The 19,791-nt window shown below is 37.6% G+C and carries 22 protein-coding genes; 8 read left to right on the top strand and 14 right to left on the bottom strand.

The window, feature by feature from the left end:
* Positions 1 to 67: 67 nt before the first annotated feature.
* The 9 genes from L1I30_RS04580 to L1I30_RS04540 form a co-directional block, all read right to left on the bottom strand.
* On the bottom strand, positions 68 to 889 hold the full coding sequence (locus L1I30_RS04580) for an enoyl-ACP reductase FabI (RefSeq protein WP_236133090.1): 822 nt from the start codon (positions 887 to 889) through the stop codon (positions 68 to 70).
* A gap of 51 nt (positions 890 to 940) precedes the next feature.
* Entirely contained in the window at positions 941 to 2,593 is a 1,653-nt protein-coding gene (gene recN / locus L1I30_RS04575) for a DNA repair protein RecN (protein ID WP_236133089.1), read from the bottom strand.
* A 61-nt stretch (positions 2,594 to 2,654) separates the two neighbouring features.
* The gene (gene porD / locus L1I30_RS04570; protein WP_236133088.1) at positions 2,655 to 3,542 is read right to left on the bottom strand and encodes a type IX secretion system protein PorD; all 888 of its coding nucleotides are present in this window, start codon (positions 3,540 to 3,542) and stop codon (positions 2,655 to 2,657) included.
* The gene (gene coaBC, locus L1I30_RS04565; RefSeq protein ID WP_236133087.1) at positions 3,535 to 4,740 is read right to left on the bottom strand and encodes a bifunctional phosphopantothenoylcysteine decarboxylase/phosphopantothenate--cysteine ligase CoaBC; all 1,206 of its coding nucleotides are present in this window, start codon (positions 4,738 to 4,740) and stop codon (positions 3,535 to 3,537) included. Before coaBC ends, porD begins: the two co-directional genes overlap by 8 nt.
* A 3-nt stretch (positions 4,741 to 4,743) precedes the next feature.
* Entirely contained in the window at positions 4,744 to 5,076 is a 333-nt protein-coding gene (locus tag L1I30_RS04560) for a DNA-directed RNA polymerase subunit omega (protein WP_236133582.1), read from the bottom strand.
* A gap of 12 nt (positions 5,077 to 5,088) precedes the next feature.
* Positions 5,089 to 5,916: an outer membrane protein assembly factor BamD gene (locus L1I30_RS04555; RefSeq protein WP_373314915.1), complete on the bottom strand. Its 828-nt coding sequence runs from the start codon at positions 5,914 to 5,916 to the stop codon at positions 5,089 to 5,091.
* Positions 5,917 to 5,991: 75 nt separating this feature from the next.
* Positions 5,992 to 6,867 (bottom strand): 4-hydroxy-tetrahydrodipicolinate synthase, encoded by an 876-nt coding sequence (gene dapA / locus L1I30_RS04550; protein ID WP_236133085.1) that lies wholly within the window; start codon positions 6,865 to 6,867, stop codon positions 5,992 to 5,994.
* On the bottom strand, positions 6,860 to 7,384 hold the full coding sequence (locus tag L1I30_RS04545; RefSeq protein ID WP_236133084.1) for a DUF6913 domain-containing protein: 525 nt from the start codon (positions 7,382 to 7,384) through the stop codon (positions 6,860 to 6,862). The genes dapA and L1I30_RS04545 overlap by 8 nt, the downstream gene beginning before the upstream one ends.
* A gap of 62 nt (positions 7,385 to 7,446) precedes the next feature.
* Positions 7,447 to 8,142: a hypothetical protein gene (locus tag L1I30_RS04540; protein ID WP_236133083.1), complete on the bottom strand. Its 696-nt coding sequence runs from the start codon at positions 8,140 to 8,142 to the stop codon at positions 7,447 to 7,449.
* A 151-nt stretch (positions 8,143 to 8,293) separates the two neighbouring features.
* Here L1I30_RS04540 and L1I30_RS04535 point away from each other — a divergent pair, with 151 nt between their 5' ends.
* Together L1I30_RS04535 and L1I30_RS04530 are read left to right on the top strand one after the other, a co-directional pair.
* Entirely contained in the window at positions 8,294 to 9,052 is a 759-nt protein-coding gene (locus L1I30_RS04535; protein ID WP_236133082.1) for a 5'-nucleotidase C-terminal domain-containing protein, read from the top strand.
* A gap of 3 nt (positions 9,053 to 9,055) precedes the next feature.
* The gene (locus L1I30_RS04530) at positions 9,056 to 9,964 is read left to right on the top strand and encodes a bifunctional metallophosphatase/5'-nucleotidase (protein ID WP_236133081.1); all 909 of its coding nucleotides are present in this window, start codon (positions 9,056 to 9,058) and stop codon (positions 9,962 to 9,964) included.
* 30 nt (positions 9,965 to 9,994) lie between these two features.
* Here L1I30_RS04530 and ligA read toward each other — a convergent pair whose 3' ends face one another.
* From ligA to L1I30_RS04510, 4 genes are read right to left on the bottom strand one after another with little or no spacing between them, the layout of a single operon-like run.
* Positions 9,995 to 11,989 carry an NAD-dependent DNA ligase LigA gene (gene ligA / locus L1I30_RS04525; protein ID WP_236133080.1) on the bottom strand — a complete coding sequence of 665 codons (1,995 nt, stop codon included), beginning with the start codon at positions 11,987 to 11,989 and terminating at the stop codon, positions 9,995 to 9,997.
* 30 nt (positions 11,990 to 12,019) lie between these two features.
* Positions 12,020 to 12,685, bottom strand: a complete 666-nt coding sequence (locus tag L1I30_RS04520; protein ID WP_236133079.1) for a VOC family protein — start codon at positions 12,683 to 12,685, stop codon at positions 12,020 to 12,022.
* A gap of 53 nt (positions 12,686 to 12,738) precedes the next feature.
* Entirely contained in the window at positions 12,739 to 13,590 is an 852-nt protein-coding gene (gene prmC / locus L1I30_RS04515) for a peptide chain release factor N(5)-glutamine methyltransferase (RefSeq protein ID WP_236133078.1), read from the bottom strand.
* A gap of 39 nt (positions 13,591 to 13,629) precedes the next feature.
* Entirely contained in the window at positions 13,630 to 14,115 is a 486-nt protein-coding gene (locus tag L1I30_RS04510) for a GNAT family N-acetyltransferase (RefSeq protein ID WP_236133077.1), read from the bottom strand.
* Positions 14,116 to 14,143: 28 nt separating this feature from the next.
* Here L1I30_RS04510 and ribD point away from each other — a divergent pair, with 28 nt between their 5' ends.
* The 4 genes from ribD to L1I30_RS04490 are packed head-to-tail and all read left to right on the top strand — an operon-like array spanning position 14,144 to position 17,281.
* The gene (ribD, locus tag L1I30_RS04505; RefSeq protein ID WP_236133076.1) at positions 14,144 to 15,196 is read left to right on the top strand and encodes a bifunctional diaminohydroxyphosphoribosylaminopyrimidine deaminase/5-amino-6-(5-phosphoribosylamino)uracil reductase RibD; all 1,053 of its coding nucleotides are present in this window, start codon (positions 14,144 to 14,146) and stop codon (positions 15,194 to 15,196) included.
* A complete protein-coding gene (locus tag L1I30_RS04500; RefSeq protein ID WP_236133075.1) occupies positions 15,183 to 15,797 on the top strand; it encodes an HAD family hydrolase in 615 nt (204 codons plus the stop codon). The genes ribD and L1I30_RS04500 overlap by 14 nt, the downstream gene beginning before the upstream one ends.
* Entirely contained in the window at positions 15,794 to 16,666 is an 873-nt protein-coding gene (locus L1I30_RS04495) for an EamA family transporter (protein ID WP_236133074.1), read from the top strand. Before L1I30_RS04500 ends, L1I30_RS04495 begins: the two co-directional genes overlap by 4 nt.
* 6 nt (positions 16,667 to 16,672) lie before the next feature.
* Positions 16,673 to 17,281 (top strand): IMPACT family protein, encoded by a 609-nt coding sequence (locus L1I30_RS04490; RefSeq protein ID WP_236133073.1) that lies wholly within the window; start codon positions 16,673 to 16,675, stop codon positions 17,279 to 17,281.
* Here the strand turns inward: L1I30_RS04490 and L1I30_RS04485 are convergent.
* Positions 17,278 to 17,676, bottom strand: coding sequence for an acyl-CoA thioesterase (locus L1I30_RS04485; RefSeq protein ID WP_236133072.1), 399 nt, complete (start codon positions 17,674 to 17,676; stop codon positions 17,278 to 17,280). The two genes, L1I30_RS04490 and L1I30_RS04485, sit on opposite strands and share 4 nt — an antisense overlap.
* 206 nt (positions 17,677 to 17,882) lie before the next feature.
* Between L1I30_RS04485 and dnaA the strand changes: the two genes are divergently transcribed.
* A complete protein-coding gene (gene dnaA / locus L1I30_RS04480) occupies positions 17,883 to 19,310 on the top strand; it encodes a chromosomal replication initiator protein DnaA (protein WP_236133071.1) in 1,428 nt (475 codons plus the stop codon).
* Between the two features lie 13 nt (positions 19,311 to 19,323).
* Positions 19,324 to 19,785 carry a low molecular weight protein-tyrosine-phosphatase gene (locus L1I30_RS04475; protein WP_236133070.1) on the top strand — a complete coding sequence of 154 codons (462 nt, stop codon included), beginning with the start codon at positions 19,324 to 19,326 and terminating at the stop codon, positions 19,783 to 19,785.
* Positions 19,786 to 19,791: the final 6 nt, after the last annotated feature.

The raw sequence follows: 19,791 nt of genomic DNA, 5'->3' as shown, positions 1-19,791 counted from the left end.
GACAATTATAACTACTTTTCAGCCTCAATAGTATGTTTATACTGGCAGATGTGTACTGCCAACAGTTTTATTCGTTATCCTTCATGAATGTTTCCATCACTTCCTGGCTTACTCCCATGTTTGAGAAACCTCCATCGTTGTATAGATTTTGAAGTGTCACTCTCTTGGTAAGATCAGAGAATAAAGAAATGGTATAGTTCGCACAATCCATAGCCGTTGCATTCCCTAGGGGCGACATTTTATCGGCATAAGCTATAAATCCGTCAAAACCTTTTACTCCTTGTCCGGCAGTTGTTGGAGTTGGCGATTGTGAAATGGTGTTCACTCTTACTTTTTTATCTTTTCCGAAGAAATATCCAAAACTACGGGCGATAGACTCCAAATATGCTTTGTTATCGGCCATATCATTATAATCTGGAAACACACGTTGCGCCGCCATATATGTAAGCGCTACAATACTTCCCCATTCATTCATGGCATCCTGCTTGTAAAGAGATTGCATGGTCTTGTGAAAAGAAACCGCAGAAACATCCCAGCCTTTCTGAGTGTAATCGTAGTTCATATCGGTATAATGATTTCCTTTTCTCACGTTCACAGACATCCCGATAGAGTGCAATACAAAATCAAGTTTCCCGCCAAGAATTTCTTGCGCCTTCTCTACTAAATTATCCAGATCTTCTACTTTTGTAGCATCTGCAGGAATGATCTCAGAACCTGTCTTTTCAGCAAGTTGCTTGATACTTCCCATTCTCATAGCAATTGGAGCGTTGGTAAGTACGAAAGTTCCTCCTTCTTCGTGAACACGTTCAGCTGTTTTCCAAGCGATAGAATTTTCATCTAAGGCTCCAAAAATAATTCCTCTTTTTCCTTTTAGTAGATTGTATGACATGTGTATGATTTTTTATAGTTGTATTAAGCTGGTAAATATAACAAACTTGATTTAATTAAGTAGTGATTTTGCATGCGCCATCGCCGATTCGCTAAGGGTATTTCCACCAAGCATCATTGCCAGTTCCTGAATACGTTCTTCGGGCTGTAACTCTTTTATATTGGTCTTGGTTTCATCTGCCACATCTTCCTTATATATCTTGAAGTGTTTACTTCCTTTCCCTGCAATTTGTGGTAAGTGAGTTATTGCAATCACCTGCATAGAATGCCCCATATTTTGAAGTATTCCTCCCATTTTCTGAGCGATATCTCCCGAAACCCCGGTGTCGATCTCATCAAAGATAATGGTTGGCAATTTGCTTTGGGTTGCCAAAATACTTTTTACTGCCAGCATAATACGCGAAAGTTCACCTCCCGAAGCAGCTTTTTTAAGTTCGGTGAAATCTCCTCCTTTATTGGCAGATAAATACCAAAGTAATTGATCCTGCCCATTTGCCAGAAATTCCTTTTGCAATTTTAGATCGATCTTTAATCGGGCATTTGGCATTCCCAGCTCGGTAACTATTTTTTCAACTTCCTTAATAAAACCGGGAATTACTATTGCTCTGTTATCATGTAGTTTTTTAGAAACAGCTTCCAGGACTTCTTTTTGATGAACGATCTCTTTGTTCACCTTTTCCATGTCGGCTTCGGCATTTTCGGTAAGCGCCACTTTCGCACTTAATTCATTTTGAATAGCAAGCAGCTCTGCCACACTTTCTGCAGAATGTTTCTTTTGAAGATTATATACCACCTGTAATCTGGCATTCACCTGTTCTAATTCTTCCGGATTGGCTTCTACCCTGTCTAAAGATGTTTCTAATTCCTGGGCTATATCATCCAGTTCGATGATCACGCTATCTACCCTATCTTTCAAACCGGCATAATTGGCCGAAAACCCGGCAATCTTATTCAAATTATTTCGGGCATCTTTGAGTTGAGATAAGGCTCCAATTTCCTCCTTCTGAATAATATCTATAGCTCCCCCTAAATGTTCGGTAAGAGTCTCCACATTGCTAAGTTCTTCATACCGCTCTTCAAGATCTGGCAGCATATCAGCTTTTAGTTTGGCTGCGTCAAGTTCATTCAAAAGAAACACATTATAATCATGCTCTTTAATGGCTTGTGCCTGCGCTTCTTTTAGTTCAGTAAGTTTATGCTGAAGTTTCTTGTAGGTCCTCAATCCTTTCTGATACTCTGCGATTACCTCCTGATTCTTGGCAAGAGTATCTATTACCTGAAACTGATATTGATTCTCCCCTAAACTCAGGGTTTGGTGTTGCCCGTGTATATCTATTAAGAAATCTCCCAACTTCACCAATACAGGTAAGGTAACGGGAGTGTCGTTTATAAAGGCTCGTGATTTCCCGGAAGAGAGGATCTCTCTTCTTATAATAGTATTCTTCTCGTAATCCAGATCTTCCTTTTCAAAAAAGGATTCTAATCGGTAATTAGAGATATCAAAAACTCCTTCTATTATGCACTTGTTCTTTGAATTTCGAATAGCACTATAATCGGCACGCTTTCCAAGAAGCAAGCCCAATGCACCCAACATAATAGATTTTCCGGCACCGGTCTCCCCGGTAATAATAGTAAAACCCTTTTGAAGATGTATTTGAATATCTTCTATAAGGGCGTAGTTTTTAATGGATAAAGCTGTTAGCAATGTGTTATAGATTTGTTGCTAAAGATACAAGAGAATTTGTTCCCAATCAAAAGGGAAAGTATCAGAATTGAATCTTGCGCCAATTTTCTGCATATAGCGGTGCCATGCGATTCAAAGCATCTGTGAGTTCTGTTACACGCACCGAAGGACCGGCACTAAAAATTTGTTCGATCTCTTGGGCTTTGGCATCAAAAAACACCCTCATTAAAAGTGAATTTGGGCGGGTATCGTTTAGTTTGTTCAAACCTACTAAAGAAGTTGCAATAAGTTGCTTTCCTGTCTTCGCATCCTTATGCATAATATCTAAACCTAACCTGTGGTACTTATACAAGGCGGTTCTATATTCCACGAATGCATTCGACAGTAAATTCTGGTTAAGCATATACCTGGAACGCATTCCATCTGCGGCTTTCCAGCCTACAGAATTTCCTTGTTGTGCAGTATTTACAATCCTGTTAGCAGCCTCATAAAAAGCAGTGCCACCTTCCTGTTTGAAGGTATCGGCATCCAAACCTAAAATAGTATATACGTAAAAAGAAATTACAGAAACAAGATTGTTACTATAGGAGTTCTCGCTATAATTTAAAGGCTCGAATTCTCTGTAAGTAAAATTAAATTGCTCGTCGTTAAAGTTAAAAACCGGACTAACAAACGAGGAGCCAAATACAGGTCGAGAAGACTGCACCTGAATGCTTCCTGAAAAAGACTCATTCTCAAAACTAGTGATATTTATAAAAATGCTGCAGTTTATACGCTCATTCGATCTATAATCTACTGAAGTCCAATTGGTTTTGTTCACAAATTCGGACAAGGATTGCTGCAAGGTCTTAAAAACACTTAAATTGGTTCTTCCTGTTTGTTCAGCATTTACAACTACCTCACAATTCAACTCCTGAGCTGAAACTGACAGCCCAACGAACAATACCAGTATAAGTACAAATTTATTCATGCAACAGATTTATTACTTCATGTAAAATATCGACAGCTACATCCGATTTGGGTTTTAACCCATACGACATAACATCTTCCTTAGTAATGATGCTTATTTTATTGGTGTCCTTTTTAAATCCGGCTCCTTTGTCATTCATAGAATTAAGCACTATGAAATCCAGATTCTTACGCTCTAGTTTCCCCTTAGCATGTTCCAGCTCATTGTTAGTCTCTAAAGCGAAACCTATCAATTTTTGATGTTTTTTGATCTTCCCTAAAGACCCAAGGATATCTGGTGTAGGCGTGAGCTCTATAGTTAACGAAGTTTCCTTTTTCTTCATTTTTTGAGAAGCCACGGTTTTGGGCTTATAATCGGAGACTGCTGCAGCTGCGATCACTACATCTACTTCTTCAAAAACCTCATGTACAGCCTCATACATTTGTTGAGCGCTGGTAACTCGAACTAACTGCACCATAGAATTTTCAAGCTGTAAATGCGTAGGTCCGGAAATCAAAACCACCTCAGCGCCTAATTTCGCTGCTTCCTTGGCAAGTTCAAAACCCATTTTTCCACTGGAATGATTTCCTATGAAACGCACAGGGTCTATAGCTTCGTATGTTGGCCCCGCAGTAATAAGAATTTTCTTATTACGCAAGGGTAATTTATCCAGAAGCTCGCTTTCAATAAAGCTGATAATATTTTCAGGTTCTGCCATTCTCCCTTCTCCTACCAGTCCGCTGGCAAGTTCGCCCGATTCGGCAGGGATAATGATATTTCCAAAAGTTGTTAGGGTTTCCAGGCTTGCTCTGGTAGCGGGATGTTTATACATGTCCAGATCCATCGCAGGAGCAATGTATACAGGGCATTTAGCCGACAAATAAGTAGCCAGCAAAATATTATTACTGGCTCCTGTTGCCATTTTTGATAAGGTATTAGCCGTAGCAGGAGCTATAAGCATAAAATCGGCCCAAAGGCCGAGTTCTACGTGATTGTTCCATGTGGCATTATCATCTTCCTGTGTAAAAGAAGAGATCACCTCATTTTTTGAAAGTGTGGAAAGTGTGAGCGGAGTTACAAACTCCTTTGCCGCCGGCGTCATTACAACACGTACCTGAGCTCCGGCTTTTACAAACAATCTTACCAAGGGGGCCGTTTTATACGCAGCAATACCGGCAGTTACGCCCAATAGTACCTTTTTACCCTCTAGTACACTCATGGTTTATACTTCTTCTGAAGCTTCGTTGGTATGACGATAGTAAACCTTGTCTTCTAACCATTCCTGAACTGCCAAAGAATGTGGCTTTGGTAATTTTTCGTAGAATTTAGAAACTTCAATTTGTTCTTTATTCTCAAAAACTTCATCCAAACTATCATTATAGGTAGCGAATTCATCCAACTTCTCTAAAAGCTCTTTTTTGATCTCAGAATTAATTTGAGTTGCTCTTTTAGAAATAACCGAAATAGCCTCATAGATATTATCTGTAGGCGCATCTACCTTATTCTTATCGATAGTGGTAGTGTTTATCGGTGCGTTAATCTTTTTTAAATCCATCATCTGTCGTAATTAAAAATTTTGAAGTCTTGTATCTAAATCCTGAAAATCGGTTTGCAACTGGTTGTAGTAAACACTCCCTTCCGGATAATATTTTTGATAATTATTGTAAAAACCTTTAGCGGTCTCCAAACGTTCTTTCATTAAATATTGATAGCTATTAATAGCTAATTTATATGCTGAATCGAACCTGTAATAAAAAGCTGCTTCTCTAAATGGAGAACCAGGGTATTCGGTAATAAAATTATTAAACGCCACTATAGCCGATTTGTAATTGGTGGTATGGTGGTATTGCTTTGCAATTTCATAGGCCTTTTTCTCCAACTTCACTCTTAAATCTGCAGCAAGTACATTGGCTTCTTCAAGATACTCGCCGTTAGGATAGGCATCTATATATTTTTGTAATTCATCTATTGCTTTTACGGTCTCTGTTTGATCTAGGTCGTACCTGGGAGACAGAAAGTAGTAACTTTTAGCGCTTTTAAAAGCCGCCTCTTCTACTTTATCACTATTAGGATATGATTGAGTAAACCTTTCAAATTGATACCCCGCATTATAGCTATCCTTTAATTCAAAATAGGAATCTGCATAAAGAAAAGCGAGTTTCTCTCCTTGCGGCTTTCCTCTATATTGAGGTACAATTTGCTCCAATAACCTTAAAGCCTTTCTGAATTTAGCTTTACTGTTCTCTTCTTTGGCTTGGTTATAAAGTTTTTCTGCCATGGTATATTTCACTCCCGGCTCTTCACTTTTCAACACTTTTTGATACTCACCACATGAAGTTAGCACCAAAAACAACCCTAATAACAATAATCCTTTTTTCTTCATTTGTAAAAACATCTGGCAAAAGTACTCTTTTCTATTCTATTATAAAAACTTCATTTGCAGCAAAAATGGACTGCATTTAACACGCATTTAAAACTTTTCAATAAAGTTTTTTAAATCATTTACAAGGCTGCCGGAAGCGGCCACAAGCGGCAAACGCACCTTATTTTCAACCAATCCTTTCAAAGCTAATAAAGCTTTTATTCCTGCGGGGTTCCCTTCAGCAAAAATAAGGTCTATTGAAGGAGCTATTTTATAATGTAATTTATAAGCTTCTTTAACATTGCCCGCCAATCCTAAACGCACCATTTCTGAAAATTCAGAAGGAAATCCCTGCCCAATAACTGATATTACACCGTGACCACCAGCAAGTATCATGGGTAAGGTAACCATATCGTCCCCTGAAATTACAAGAAACTCCTCAGGGAGAACAGCTGTAAGACGCATAGCCTGCACTATGTCTCCCGCCGCTTCCTTTATTCCAATAATGTTAGGACAATCTTTTGCTATTCTCAACACTGTAGCCGGTAAAATGTTGGAAGCCGTTCTTCCAGGAACATTGTATATTATAATAGGTTTAGGGGATGCTTCGGCAAGCATTTTATAATGCTGATAGATTCCTTCTTGTGTAGGCTTGTTATAATAAGGCGATACCGAAAGTACCGCTGCAAATGCTGAAAGGTCTGTACTTTTTAATTCTTCTACTACTGCATGGGTATTATTTCCTCCAATTCCCAATACTAATGGCAACTTGCCGTTATTTGCTTCTATTACTGTGGAAATCACTAATTTCTTCTCTTCTGAAGAAAGCGTAGCGGTTTCTCCGGTAGTTCCTAGAACAACCAGGTAATCTATGCCGTTTTCAATTTGATTCTTTACCAAACCTGAAAGCGCATTTACATCTACCGAAAGATCATCGTTAAAAGGCGTAATTAACGCCACTCCTGTTCCGGTTAATTTATTCATGCTGTGATAATTTTAACTTTTTAATATAATTGATCAATTCGTCTACAAAAACCTGAGCATTATCTTCAGATTTTATTATCCAATCCAATAAGGCTTCATTCTTCTGAAATCTTCCCACCTTGATACCCGCGTTGCAATAAGCGGTCAACAAATGTACGGCAGTATTGTTTTCGTCGGTAAAAGTAATAAGTAAATCAATGTCCTGCTTCGTAAAATCGCTCAATTCAGAATTATTTATTTCCGCAGTAAGACTGATATCTTTTAAACTGAACAACATTCCCTTATATCCTTCTACATCTATCGATTTTTCAGTGTACATCGCTATTTTCAGATCATCTTCCTGCAAGTCCAGTTGCTCCCCTACCTGCTTTAAGACCTCCAGATATTTATAATTTTTAATATCAAGGATAATTGCAATGGTTTTAATAGACGAAACGCTAGTTTCCCTGTATTTATTCTCTGCCAACCGAGCAATTTTTCTCTTGAAAGCAGCAAGTTTTATGCCTTTAAAAATCATAGTTAAATAATGAATAACTTTTGGGTTAAGAATAACGCGAATCTCAGGAAAGTAAGTGTAGGCTACACAACATTTAGCAAACGTAACTTTTTTTCTTTTGTAATGAAAAATAACATTACAAAAAACGCACTTCCCAGACGAATAACACTTTGAGCGATCTCCACGCTTATATCCTTAAAATAGAACAAACTCATATCCTTTAGAACATCAGAAAAAATGATACAGAGTGCCAAGGAAATGAAATACATCGATTTGGTGGAATAGGAATTTAAATAATATACAAAAGCGGTAATTCCCAAGATCATCAAATTCAAATAGAAAAGCGAATAAAAGTAATATTCGAGCGGAGTCCTTAAATATACCTTGATCTCAAAGAGATGTTGCCACATGAAATATGCATTGATCCCCAGAATAATTAAAAGGTAGCCAAACATATAATAATTGGCATTCTTGATCTTAATATGTTTAGAACTTTCTATAATTATCGCGGTGTAGGCTATAGAAAAGAACACAAGCGACAATTCCACGAACCATTTCCCGCTAAAAAGGCGAGCTACATAGGCTAAAATATTGCACACCTGAAATAATAACATAAGACCATTAAAGCCGTGTCGTTTTTTAAGTAGGAAAAAGAAGAAAATGAGGAAATATAAGATATAAGTAAGATTTTCCAGAAGGAAAAGATCAGAAACTATGGCATAAAAATTCACACAAACTACAAGAAGAATGCATGAAATTGGGAGTAATTTTATATTCATATAGATATTAAGGCGAGTAAATATATAAAATTGAAATAATTGAACTATTCATTCCTCTTAAATTTACAATAGAAAGTTCACTTTAAGAAACAGGCATGCCTTTTCAAAATCTCTTTATCTTTGTCACATCTTAAAAACTCCATTGTTAATAATGAGTATAAAAAACATCTTATCGGCTATCATGATGCTGGGTGTACTGTCTTGCACAACTACAAAATATCAAACTGCAGAAATTACAGGCACAAGAATCCCTATAAATAATAGCATTACAGCCGACACCAGCATTCAAAATTTCATCAAACCATATTCTGAACATCTGAATGAAACGCTGGACACTCCATTGGCCTATAACCCCACTAATTTGGATAAAAGTGAAGGCGAATTAAATACAGCCATAGGAAACTTAATGGCTGATATTATTATGGAACAGGTGAACCCCATATTTCACAGCCGTACCGGAAAAGATATCGACTTCGTACTTCTTAATCATGGCGGAATTAGGGCCAGTATTGGAAAAGGAAATGTTACAAGCCGTACCGCTTATCAGCTAATGCCTTTTGAAAATGAAATCGTGGTAGTAGAGCTGTCCGGTCAAAAAACCAGAGAACTGCTTACCTATCTTGAGAATTCTAAAACTGCCCACCCCGTAAGTGGTATTCAGCTTAAAGTTGATAAAAATTACAAGGTGATTTCAGCAAAGGTAAAAGGCAAAGAAATTGAGACCAACAGGAATTACCTGGTTGCTACTTCCGATTATTTACAGACCGGAGGAGACAATATGATTTTTTTCAAAGAACCGGTAAAATTGTACCGTACCGACTATAAATTAAGAAATACCATTATCGATTATTTCACTAAAATCGATACTATTAGCACTGCTATTGATAACCGATATATCCAAATACCCTAAGACATGAAAAGAAGGAATTTTATTCAGCAAACCGCAGCAGCAGGAGCGCTTATCGGGTTAGGTGGGCTTAGCATGTCTTTTAAAGAGAACACCCGTAAGCATATCACTATACTACACACCAATGATGTGCACAGCCACATTGAAGCATTTGGACCCAACGATCCAAAAAACCCCAATATGGGTGGAGTTGCAAGACGCGCCACTTTGGTGCAGCAAATAAGAAATGAGAATCCCAACACCCTGTTATTAGATGCGGGCGATATCTTTCAGGGAACTCCATATTTCAACTTTTATGGAGGAGAACTGGAATTCAAATTGATGAGTAAACTAAAATATGACGCTGCTACTATTGGTAATCACGATTTCGACAACGGGATAGACGGACTCTACGCTCAGTTGCCGCACGCCGATTTCCCTTTTATAATTTCAAATTACGATTTCAGCAATACCATTATGGATGGGCATACCCAACCTCATAAAATCTTTGTTAAAGACGGAATTAAAATTGGTGTTTTTGGACTAGGAGTAGAATTGCAAGGCCTGGTTACCGATTCCCTTTATAAGGAAACGAAATATCTGGATCCGGTAGAAGTTGCTACCGATATGGCCCGTATTCTAAAAGAGGAACAAAAATGTGATCTGGTAATCTGCCTCTCACATTTAGGTTATAACTATAGCTATGAAGATAAAATTTGTGATGTGGAGCTGGCCAGATTAACAAAAGACATCGACCTTATTATTGGTGGTCACACCCACACTTTCTTAGAAAGACCGGAAGTACACACCAATAAAGCGGGTAAAAGCGTACTGGTAAACCAAGTAGGCTGCTACGGCGTATACTTGGGTAGAATTGACTTTTACTTAGATCATGAGAATAAGATAGAATCAAAAGGAGTAAGTATTGCAGTATAATACCCCTCCTTTTATTTTCTGAAAATCTTATTATTGCACCATTTCCAAGAATTGGTCTTCGCTCAGAATAGTGGTTCCCACTTTTTCGGCTTTAGCTAATTTACTTGGTCCCATATTGTCTCCTGCAACCAGATAATTGGTTTTTGAAGAAATGGAACTGGAAACTTTTCCGCCATTATCCTCTATCAACTTTTTTAGCTCTGTTCTAGAAACTTTCGAAAACACTCCGGAAATCACAAAGGTATTTCCCTGAAGTTTATCGGTTTGATTTGCCAACTTATCTGCCGATATCTCCAGTTGTAATCCATATCCCTTTAAGCGCTGAATAAGCTGCTGGCTTTCTTCCAAATCGAAGAAACTCCGCACACTTTGCGCAATACGCTCCCCTATTTCATCTACATTTACAAGCTGCTCTCCTGAAGCTGCAGCTAAGGCATCGATATTCTTATAGTGTTTGGCCAGTTTTTTAGCAACCGTCTCCCCAACATATCGTATTCCCAAAGCGAATAAAACCCGTTCAAAAGGGATCTCCAAAGATTTCTGAACCCCTAAAATGAGATTTTCAGCAGACTTTTCTGCCATGCGCTCCAAGGGAAGTAATTGCTCTTTTTTAAGCTCGTACAAGTCGGCATAATTCTCAATCAAACCTGCACTCACCAGTAAAGCTACTGTTTCTCCTCCAAGACCTTCAATATCCATAGCCTTTCGAGAAATAAAATGCTGAATCCTTCCTATAATTTGAGGAGGACACCCAACGGCATTTGGACAATAATGCAACGCCTCACCTTCATTTCTTACTAAAGGCGTATCACATTCGGGGCAATTGGCTATAAATTGCGTTGGTATAGAATTAGGAGAGCGCTTAGTAAAGTCTACCCCTACTATTTTTGGAATGATCTCCCCTCCTTTTTCAACAAAAACCACATCTTCTTCCCGTATATCAAGTTTTTCTATTTGATCGGCATTATGCAAAGAGGCTCTTTTTACAATGGTTCCTGCTAATTGTACTGGTTCTAAGTTCGCAACCGGAGTAATAGCACCTGTTCTACCAACCTGGTAGGTGATTTTGTGTAAACGAGTAGCCTCCTGCTCTGCCTTGAATTTATAAGCAATGGCCCAACGAGGTGACTTAGCCGTAAAACCTAATTCTTCTTGCTGCCGAAAGCTATTTACCTTCACAACAACCCCATCTGTTTCATATGGAAGATCGTGACGGTGTTTATCCCAATATTCGATAAATTCGAATACCTCTTTCATACTTTTAACAAGCTTAGCCTCCCCTGGAACCTTAAAGCCCCAGTTTCTTGCGGCTTCCAAGCTTTCAAATTGAGAGCTCACTCCAAGTTTCTCGCCCACTAAACTATATAATAAACATTCTAAAGGTCTTTTAGAAACCTCAGCACTATCTTGTAATTTCAAACTTCCGGAAGCTGTATTTCTAGGATTAGAATAAGGTTCTTCCCCAAGATCAACACGTTCCGCATTCATTTTCGCAAAACCTTCATAAGGCAGAACGATCTCTCCCCGAATGGCAAATTTTTCAGGATAATCTCCATTTAGCTGAAGCGGAACAGAACGAATGGTCTTTACATTATTGGTTACATTATCACCTTGGGTTCCATCACCTCGCGTGACTGCTCTTTCCAATTTCCCATGCTCATAGGTTAGGCTAATTGAAGCTCCGTCATATTTCAATTCGCACACATAATTCACTTCCCCATCAACCAGTTTCAACAGTCGCTTTTCCCAATCTTCCAATTCTTCTTTTGAATAAGAATTAGACAGGGAATACATAGGAAATTCATGCACCACCGTTTCAAAGTTCTTAGTAATTGCACCTCCCACGCGTTGAGAAGGGGAATTTGCATCAAAGAATTCAGGGTGCTTTTCTTCCAGCTCCTGTAGTTCTTTCAGCTTCATATCAAAATCAAAATCGCTTATTACAGGCGCATCCAGAATGTAATAATTCCTATTATGCTCTCGTAACTCTTCTCTTAGCTGATTTATTTTTTCTTCAATATTCATTTAAAAATTGTATTCTGAATTATATGGATTCTAATTGATTTGTTTTAACTGATCTTCTTCAAAAAGAAAATTATAAGCTTTTCCCCTATGATTAAATTCTATGCTGAAATTTGACGAATACGCACTATCTCCGGTAGGAAACCAGGACTTCAAATTCTTATTGATAGTAATTATCAAACCTTCATCATCCCCTATGGCACAAAATTCCTCAAAATTACCATCATATTGTTCTAATCCGGCAGTTTCCAAGATTTCAAACTTTTCTTTAATATTAGAGGTTGCTAAGCCAATTTCACTTATACCCAAAATACTCTCCCCTGAAAAAATTGCAGAACTGGGCTTATTAGAATTTCTACGGGAAATGAATTCGACTATGTTCTTATCGGCGTCATAAAAATAAATCGATTTTGCGTTCCAGTTGCTAAAATTTATAATCTCCTGATTGTTGTTCTTAAGAATTTGAACATTATCCTTAAGCCAGTTTAAAGCTTTCTCTTCTTGCTTATCCGGAATATGAAATGCAATATGATAGGGAGTAAAATCTTGATTTTCTACAAACTTCAATACGGAATAGCCTGTTTGGATCTCAAAAGAAGACTCTTTATAATTTTGAATTTCAAACCCTAAAAGGTCTCTATAAAATTTTAATTGGTCCCGTATATTCCCTGCCCCTATTTCAAGTCTTTCAATTTTCATTATATATCCAGTGTTAAATCATTTCAACTAACCAGCTTTTTATAAGCGTACACCTATCGACTTCCTTTAAGCATGCGGTAGTTCCCAAAGATATCTTTCCTTAGCTCCTTCGAAAATCCCTTTAGCTTTAGCATTTCTGCGGTTTCATCGCTTAGGTATTGATTGATCTCAAAATACAAACTTCCTTTTTCACGAAGCCCGTTCACAGCTAGATTTGTGATTTTTTTATAAAACAAGAGGGGATTAGTATCTTCTACATAAAGCGCCAACTCGGGTTCATTTTCCAAAACGTTTCGCTGCATTTCCTTTTTCTCCAGTTCCCGCACATAGGGAGGGTTAGAAACTATGATATCATATTTTTCTAAAAGCTGTTCTACATTGAGAACGTCCTGCTCTATAAAACCCACCTCCACAATATTCTGGGCCGCATTTACTTTTGCTGTTTCTAAAGCTTCAGGTGAAACATCCATAGCCCACACTTGTGCTTCAGGGAGATGTTTCGCTAAACTTATGGCAATACAACCACTCCCGGTTCCTATATCCAGGATCTTTATTTCTGAACTCTTAGGATTATTTCTGATATCATCCAGGATCCATTGCACCAACCCCTCCGTTTCCGGTCTTGGGATCAAAACATTCTTATTCACTTTAAATTGCAAACCAAAAAACTCTGTGACTCCGGTGATGTATTGAATAGGCTCATGTTCCTCTAATCTGGATAAGGCATTTTCAAACTGCTTCAACTCCTCCTGCGAGAGCTCTTTCTCTGGGGCTAAAGCTACCTGCAACCGACTCATTCCAAGAAAAAAACCGGTTAGAATATTGAAAAAAGAAAGAACTTCCTCAGGTGGATACTCCGTTTGGAGCTGAGTGATAAAATTATTTTTGAACTGTGATAATAACAATTGAAAGGAATTAAACTTATTAATACTGAATAGAAAATACTATAGATCTTTAATCATCCACATGGTACAGCTATAATGTCCTGTATCCCCCATAGGCTTATCTAAAGATTTAAATCCTGTACGAGCATATAATTTTCTGGCACTTTCCATATACGGAAGCGTTTCTAGATAACAGCTTTTAAAATTTTCCGATTTCGCATATTCCAGACAGGTGTTCATCATTTTAGCACCTACTCCCCGACCTCTTGCTTCGGGTAAAAAGTACATTTTTTGAAGTTCGCACACAGCAGTTTCTTCACCTGCCAGCGGCGCTATCCCGCAACCACCAATCAATTTACCTTCCTCTTCAACTACAAAATACTGCATTCTGGGATTATCATAAGTCTCATACATCTCATCTAAGGCTGTATCTTCATAGGCTGTACCAACTTTGGGTACTCCCATTTCTATGAGAACTTCCCGAATTAATTTAGCAACCTGCTGGTTATCTACGGGTTGAATCTCGCGTATCGTAAAACTGTTCATTCTTACTAATTAATCCTATTTTTGTGCTGTGAATATACACGAAAAATATATAAAACGCTGTATCCAACTAGCCGAAAACGGACTGGGAAACACCTACCCGAACCCCTTGGTTGGTAGTGTTTTGGTTTATAATGACAAAATAATTGGAGAGGGCTGGCACAAGAAAGCGGGTGAGCCACACGCAGAGGTCAATGCTATAAATGCAGTTAAAGATACCTCGCTTCTTAAAAAGGCAACTATCTATGTTAGTTTAGAGCCTTGCAGCCACTATGGGAAAACTCCCCCGTGCAGCGATCTTATAATTGCCAGCGGAATTAAAAAGGTAGTCATTGGTAGTGTAGATCCCTTTGCTAAAGTGGCGGGTAAAGGAATAAAGAAATTACTGGAAGCGGGATGCGAAGTTCAGGTGGGAATTCTGGAAAAAGAATGCCATACGTTGAATAAACGCTTCTTCACCTATCATTTAGAAAAACGACCTTATATAATTTTAAAATGGGCTAAGAGTAAAGATGGATATCTTGCTCCGGAAATCTCAAAAGAAGATGTAGCCAAAAGACAAGCTGTCTGGATAACTAACAAGTATTCTAAACAGTTGGTGCATAAATGGCGAAGTGAAGAACAGGCTATTTTAGTTGGCACTAATACTGCAATTGCCGACAACCCACAGTTAAACACTCGACTTTGGAAAGGTGTAAATCCTACACGCATTGCAATAGACAGAACACATAGAATCCCTAAAGATTCCAACCTATTTGACGGAAGCGTAAACACAATAATTTTTTGTGAAGAAAATCCTGCTCAATCTCAGCATAACATCATATACCAACCTATAGATTTCACTAAAGAACTGCCCTTTCAAATTTGTGAAGCACTTTACACACAAGAGATTCAATCGGTAATAATTGAAGGCGGAAGTAAAACACTACAAAGCTTTATTGATAAAGGACTTTGGGATGAAGCAAGAGTTTTCACAGGAAGCATCTCTTTTAATTCCGGGACAAAAGCTCCGCAACTCCCAGAAAAACCAGTATTCACCCAATCAATTTTAAACGATACTTTAGAGTTCTATGACAAAAATTAAGACCTTGATATTCGATTTTGGAGATGTATTTGTCAATTTAGATAAAGTGGCGACGCTTAGGGCAATGCAGGATCTTGAGATCTCCCAACTATCTGAAGAATTACTTCTTCATAATTTGGAATATGAAAAAGGATTAATAAGTTCTAAAAATTTCCTTTCTAAATACACCAGCAGTTTTTCTAAAGTAAATGAACATCAAATCGTCACTGCCTGGAATTCCATTTTAATCGATTTCCCGAAATACAGGTTCGATTTCCTCAAAAAGCTTTCCGAAGAAAAGAAGTATAAATTGATCTTGTTAAGCAATACCAACGAAATTCATATTGATTGGATCAAGGAAAATGTGCCTTTCTTCGAGGAATTCAAAACTTGTTTTGATGCATTTTATCTTTCCCATGAGATCAACTTACGAAAGCCCGATGCAGAGATATATGAATTTGTACTAAATAAGCATCATCTCAAACCGGAAGAATGCTTATTTATAGATGACACTAAAGAGAATACCAATGCCGCCGAGAAATTAGGAATTAAGACATGGAACATACATCCAAAGCACGAAGACGTTATCGATCTATTCACAGTTAAAAAGCAGATGTTTTGATATACTTACTACTAAGCATCCTTTCTTCCAGTGTCATTTTTGTAATCTTCAAGCTGTTTGCTAAGTTCAAGATAAACACCTTGCAAGCTATTATTTTCAATTATTTCATAGCCTGCTCGGTTGGTTTTCTAGGATTTATCAAGGAAACAGATATCACTCAAATCCCCGGAAAAGATTGGTTTCCCGGCACCCTGATCTTAGGCATACTGTTTATCCTAGTATTTTATCTGGCTGCTATCACAACGCAAAGAAGCGGTCTTTCAGTCGTGTCGGTTGCTACCAAAATGTCGGTTGCCATCCCTATATTATTTGGAATATTCTATTTTCAGGAAAGCACCGGCGTTTTAAAGATAGTAGGAATTATATTCGCCTTAGCGGCAGTATACTTAACTTCCTTAAAACGCAGAGACGGAATTGCCATTAGAAAAAGAAATCTTATCTACCCTATCTTGGTATTTCTGGGCAGTGGAATAATTGACACCCTTATAAAATTCTTGGAAGCCTCATATGTTAGTAAAACCGAGGTCGCCCTCTTTTCTTCTACAATATTTGCTATTGCAGGAGTTATTGGTATTGGTGTGCTTATCGTTCAAAGCATACAAGGCAAAGCAACTATTAGTCTAAAAAATATTTTGGGAGGTATTGCCTTGGGTATTCCTAATTATTTTTCAATATATTTTTTGGTAATGGCGTTAAGAGGCGGAAAATTTGACAGCTCTACTATCTTCACCATTAATAATGTTGCCATAGTTTTAGTTTCCACACTTCTAGGAATTCTTATCTTTAAAGAACGACTAATACCGAAGAACTGGATTGGCATCGCCCTGGCGATTATCAGTATTCTTTTAGTGGCGAACAGCGTAATTTAATCAGTTTTGAAAGACACCTATAAACGCATCTTAAAACCTTCTGAAGAAGTCTTATTTAAAGACAAGAATTCTAAGTTTTTTGGATATGCTTTTCCAATTACTTCGGAAGAGGAAGCTAAAGAACATCTTGAAGAGCTCAGGAAAAAACACCACCAGGCCAGACATTGGTGCTACGCCTGGCAAATAGGTAAAGAAGAACATCAATTTAGAGCAAACGATGATGGCGAACCCTCAAACTCGGCTGGGATGCCCATCTACGGACAAATCCAGTCTTTTGACGTCACTAACATCTTAATAGTTGTGGTACGTTATTTTGGAGGCGTTAAACTAGGTGTTGGCGGTTTGATCAATGCCTATAAGACCGCCGCTCAAATGGCATTGGAAGCTAGCAAGATAGTTACGCGCACTATTGACGAGAAGTTTGAGATCAGTTTCAATTATCCCGAAATGAATATTGTGATGAGAATTATTAAGGAACACAACCTCAATATAATTGAACAAAAATTAGAACTGGATTGCAAGATCTATATTTCGGTAAGAAAAAAAGATGCCGAAGCTATTTTTGAAAAATTCAAATCTATTTATAAAGTCGAAATAAAAAAAATCGAGGACTAAAGACTTAATTTTTCCAACACATAATCTGGACATTTCATTGGTCTCTTTGTAACAGCGTTCATAAATACCAGCACTGTAGATGCGGTTGTTAGTAACTCTTCCTGCCGATTATAAATACTATATTCAAACTCTATTTTTATTCTAGGAACCTCTTTTAATCTCGTTTCGATTTTAAGTGTATCATCAAATTTTGCAGGTTTAATAAATTTGAACTGCATTTCATAAACCGGTAACATCACCCCTTCCTTTTCCATTGAAGCATAAGAGATCCCTAACTGCTCCAGCCAGTCTATTCGGGCTATTTCAAGGTATTGCGCATAATTTCCATGGTGAACTACCCCCATTTGATCGGTTTCTGCATATCTAACTTTAACATAGGTGTGGTGTGTTTTCATAGAAATTTACAAGGATAATTTACAGAGGTTTTGTACATTCATACCCCGGAAGTAAGTATGCATTTTTTTTTGTTAAAATTCAACAGCAAAACGGTTTTTTTTTCAGATAATTTGTTCACATATTTGTTCTGCCGAAAATATTAGGAAATCTATTTCCCAATTTGTTTAAGACCAACTACTAATCAATAAATAACCTTTCAAGAAGCATGTCAAAAACTGCGCAATCAGTTTGGAATAGCTGTCTAGCTTTTATCAAAGATAACATTACACCTCAAGCATATAAAACATGGTTTGAGCCGATACAAGCAGTAAAACTTACCGATTGTGCCTTAAGCATTCAGGTGCCCTCTAAGTTCTTTTACGAATGGCTGGAGGAGCATTATGTAAAGTTACTAAAGGTTTCTCTTACCAGAGAATTGGGTGAAAAAGCCAAATTGGTTTACGTGATAAAAATGGAAAACACCTATGGGAATAAACTCCCGTTCACCGAAAAAATTCCTAGCACACAACGTAGCCACATGGCTTCTCAGGAAGTGGATGTTCCTATCAAAAACAAGAACCCCGAGCTTAGAAATCCATTTATTATTCCCGGTATCAGGAATGTTAAGATAGAATCTCAACTTAACCCTAATTACAATTTTGATAATTTCCTGGAAGGAGACTCCAACCGCTTGGCAAGATCTGCAGGGTTAGCAGTTTCCAACAAACCCGGAGGAACTTCTTTTAATCCTTTATTGGTATTTGGTGGAGTTGGTTTAGGAAAGACCCATTTAGCACACGCCATTGGGGTTGACATAAAAGATAAGTATCCTGAAAAAACTGTTCTTTATATTTCTGCAGAAAAATTCACGCAGCAGTATATTGAATCGGTTAAAAAGAACAATAGAAATGATTTTATACATTTCTATCAAATTATAGATGTTCTTATCGTGGATGATATTCAGTTGCTATCAGGTAAAGCTGGTACGCAGGATGTATTCTTCCATATTTTCAATCATTTACATCAAAACGGAAAACAAGTTATTTTAACCAGTGATAAAGCTCCTGTAGATATGCAGGATATTGAACAACGCTTACTTTCCAGGTTTAAATGGGGACTTTCAGCCGAATTGCAACATCCCGATTTTGAAACACGTGTTTCCATTATAAAGAATAAATTATATCGTGATGGTGTTGAAATGCCGGAAGATATTATTGAATTCCTGGCAAATAACATAAAGACAAATATTAGAGAGTTAGAGGGTGCAATTATCTCACTTATCGCCCATTCTTCTTTCAATAAAAAAGATATTACACTTGAGCTAGCGAAGAAGATCGTAGATAATTATGTAAAGAATACCAAGCGTGAGGTTTCTATAGATTATATCCAGAAAATAGTAAGTGATTATTTCCAAATGGATGTAGAAACTTTGCAGTCTAAAACACGTAAACGACATATAGTACAAGCCAGACAACTTGCCATGTTCTTTGCCAAGAAGTTCACAAAAGCTTCTTTAGCAAGCATAGGTAGCCAGATTGGAAAGCGTGATCATGCGACGGTTTTACATGCCTGTAAAACAGTTGATAACCTCGCCGCAACAGATAAGCAGTTCAAGAAATTTGTAGAGGACCTCAACAAAAAACTGACATTATAAAAGCTACTTCATTATGAAAACCCGAGTTTTAATGGTGTGTTTGGGAAATATTTGCCGATCGCCACTAGCAGAAGGAATTCTAAAATCGAAGATCAATACAGAACATTTTCATGTAGACTCTGCCGGAACAGGAGATTACCACATTGGAGACCTCCCCGACACCCGATCTATTGCAGTAGGTAAGCGCTATGGAATAGATATTACCAGTCAGCGAGGAAGGCAATTTTCTGTTAAAGATTTTGACGAGTTTGATCACATTTATGTGATGGATAATTTTAATTATAACGATGTAATTTCCTTAGCGAGAAATGAAAATGATAAACAAAAAGTTAATCTTATACTTAATGAGATCTTTCCTGAAGAGAATGTAGATGTACCAGACCCATATCATGGCGGAGATCACGGTTTTGAGAACGTATATGTTATGCTGGATGAAGCCTGCGAGATAATTGCACAAAAATTAAGCCCTCACTAATAGGTT

The sequence above is a fragment of the Gillisia lutea genome (assembly GCF_021568705.1).
Lineage (GTDB): Bacteria > Bacteroidota > Bacteroidia > Flavobacteriales > Flavobacteriaceae > Gillisia > Gillisia lutea.
Note: the sequence above shows the minus strand (reverse complement) of the source record. Positions and strands in the feature narration are given on the sequence as shown.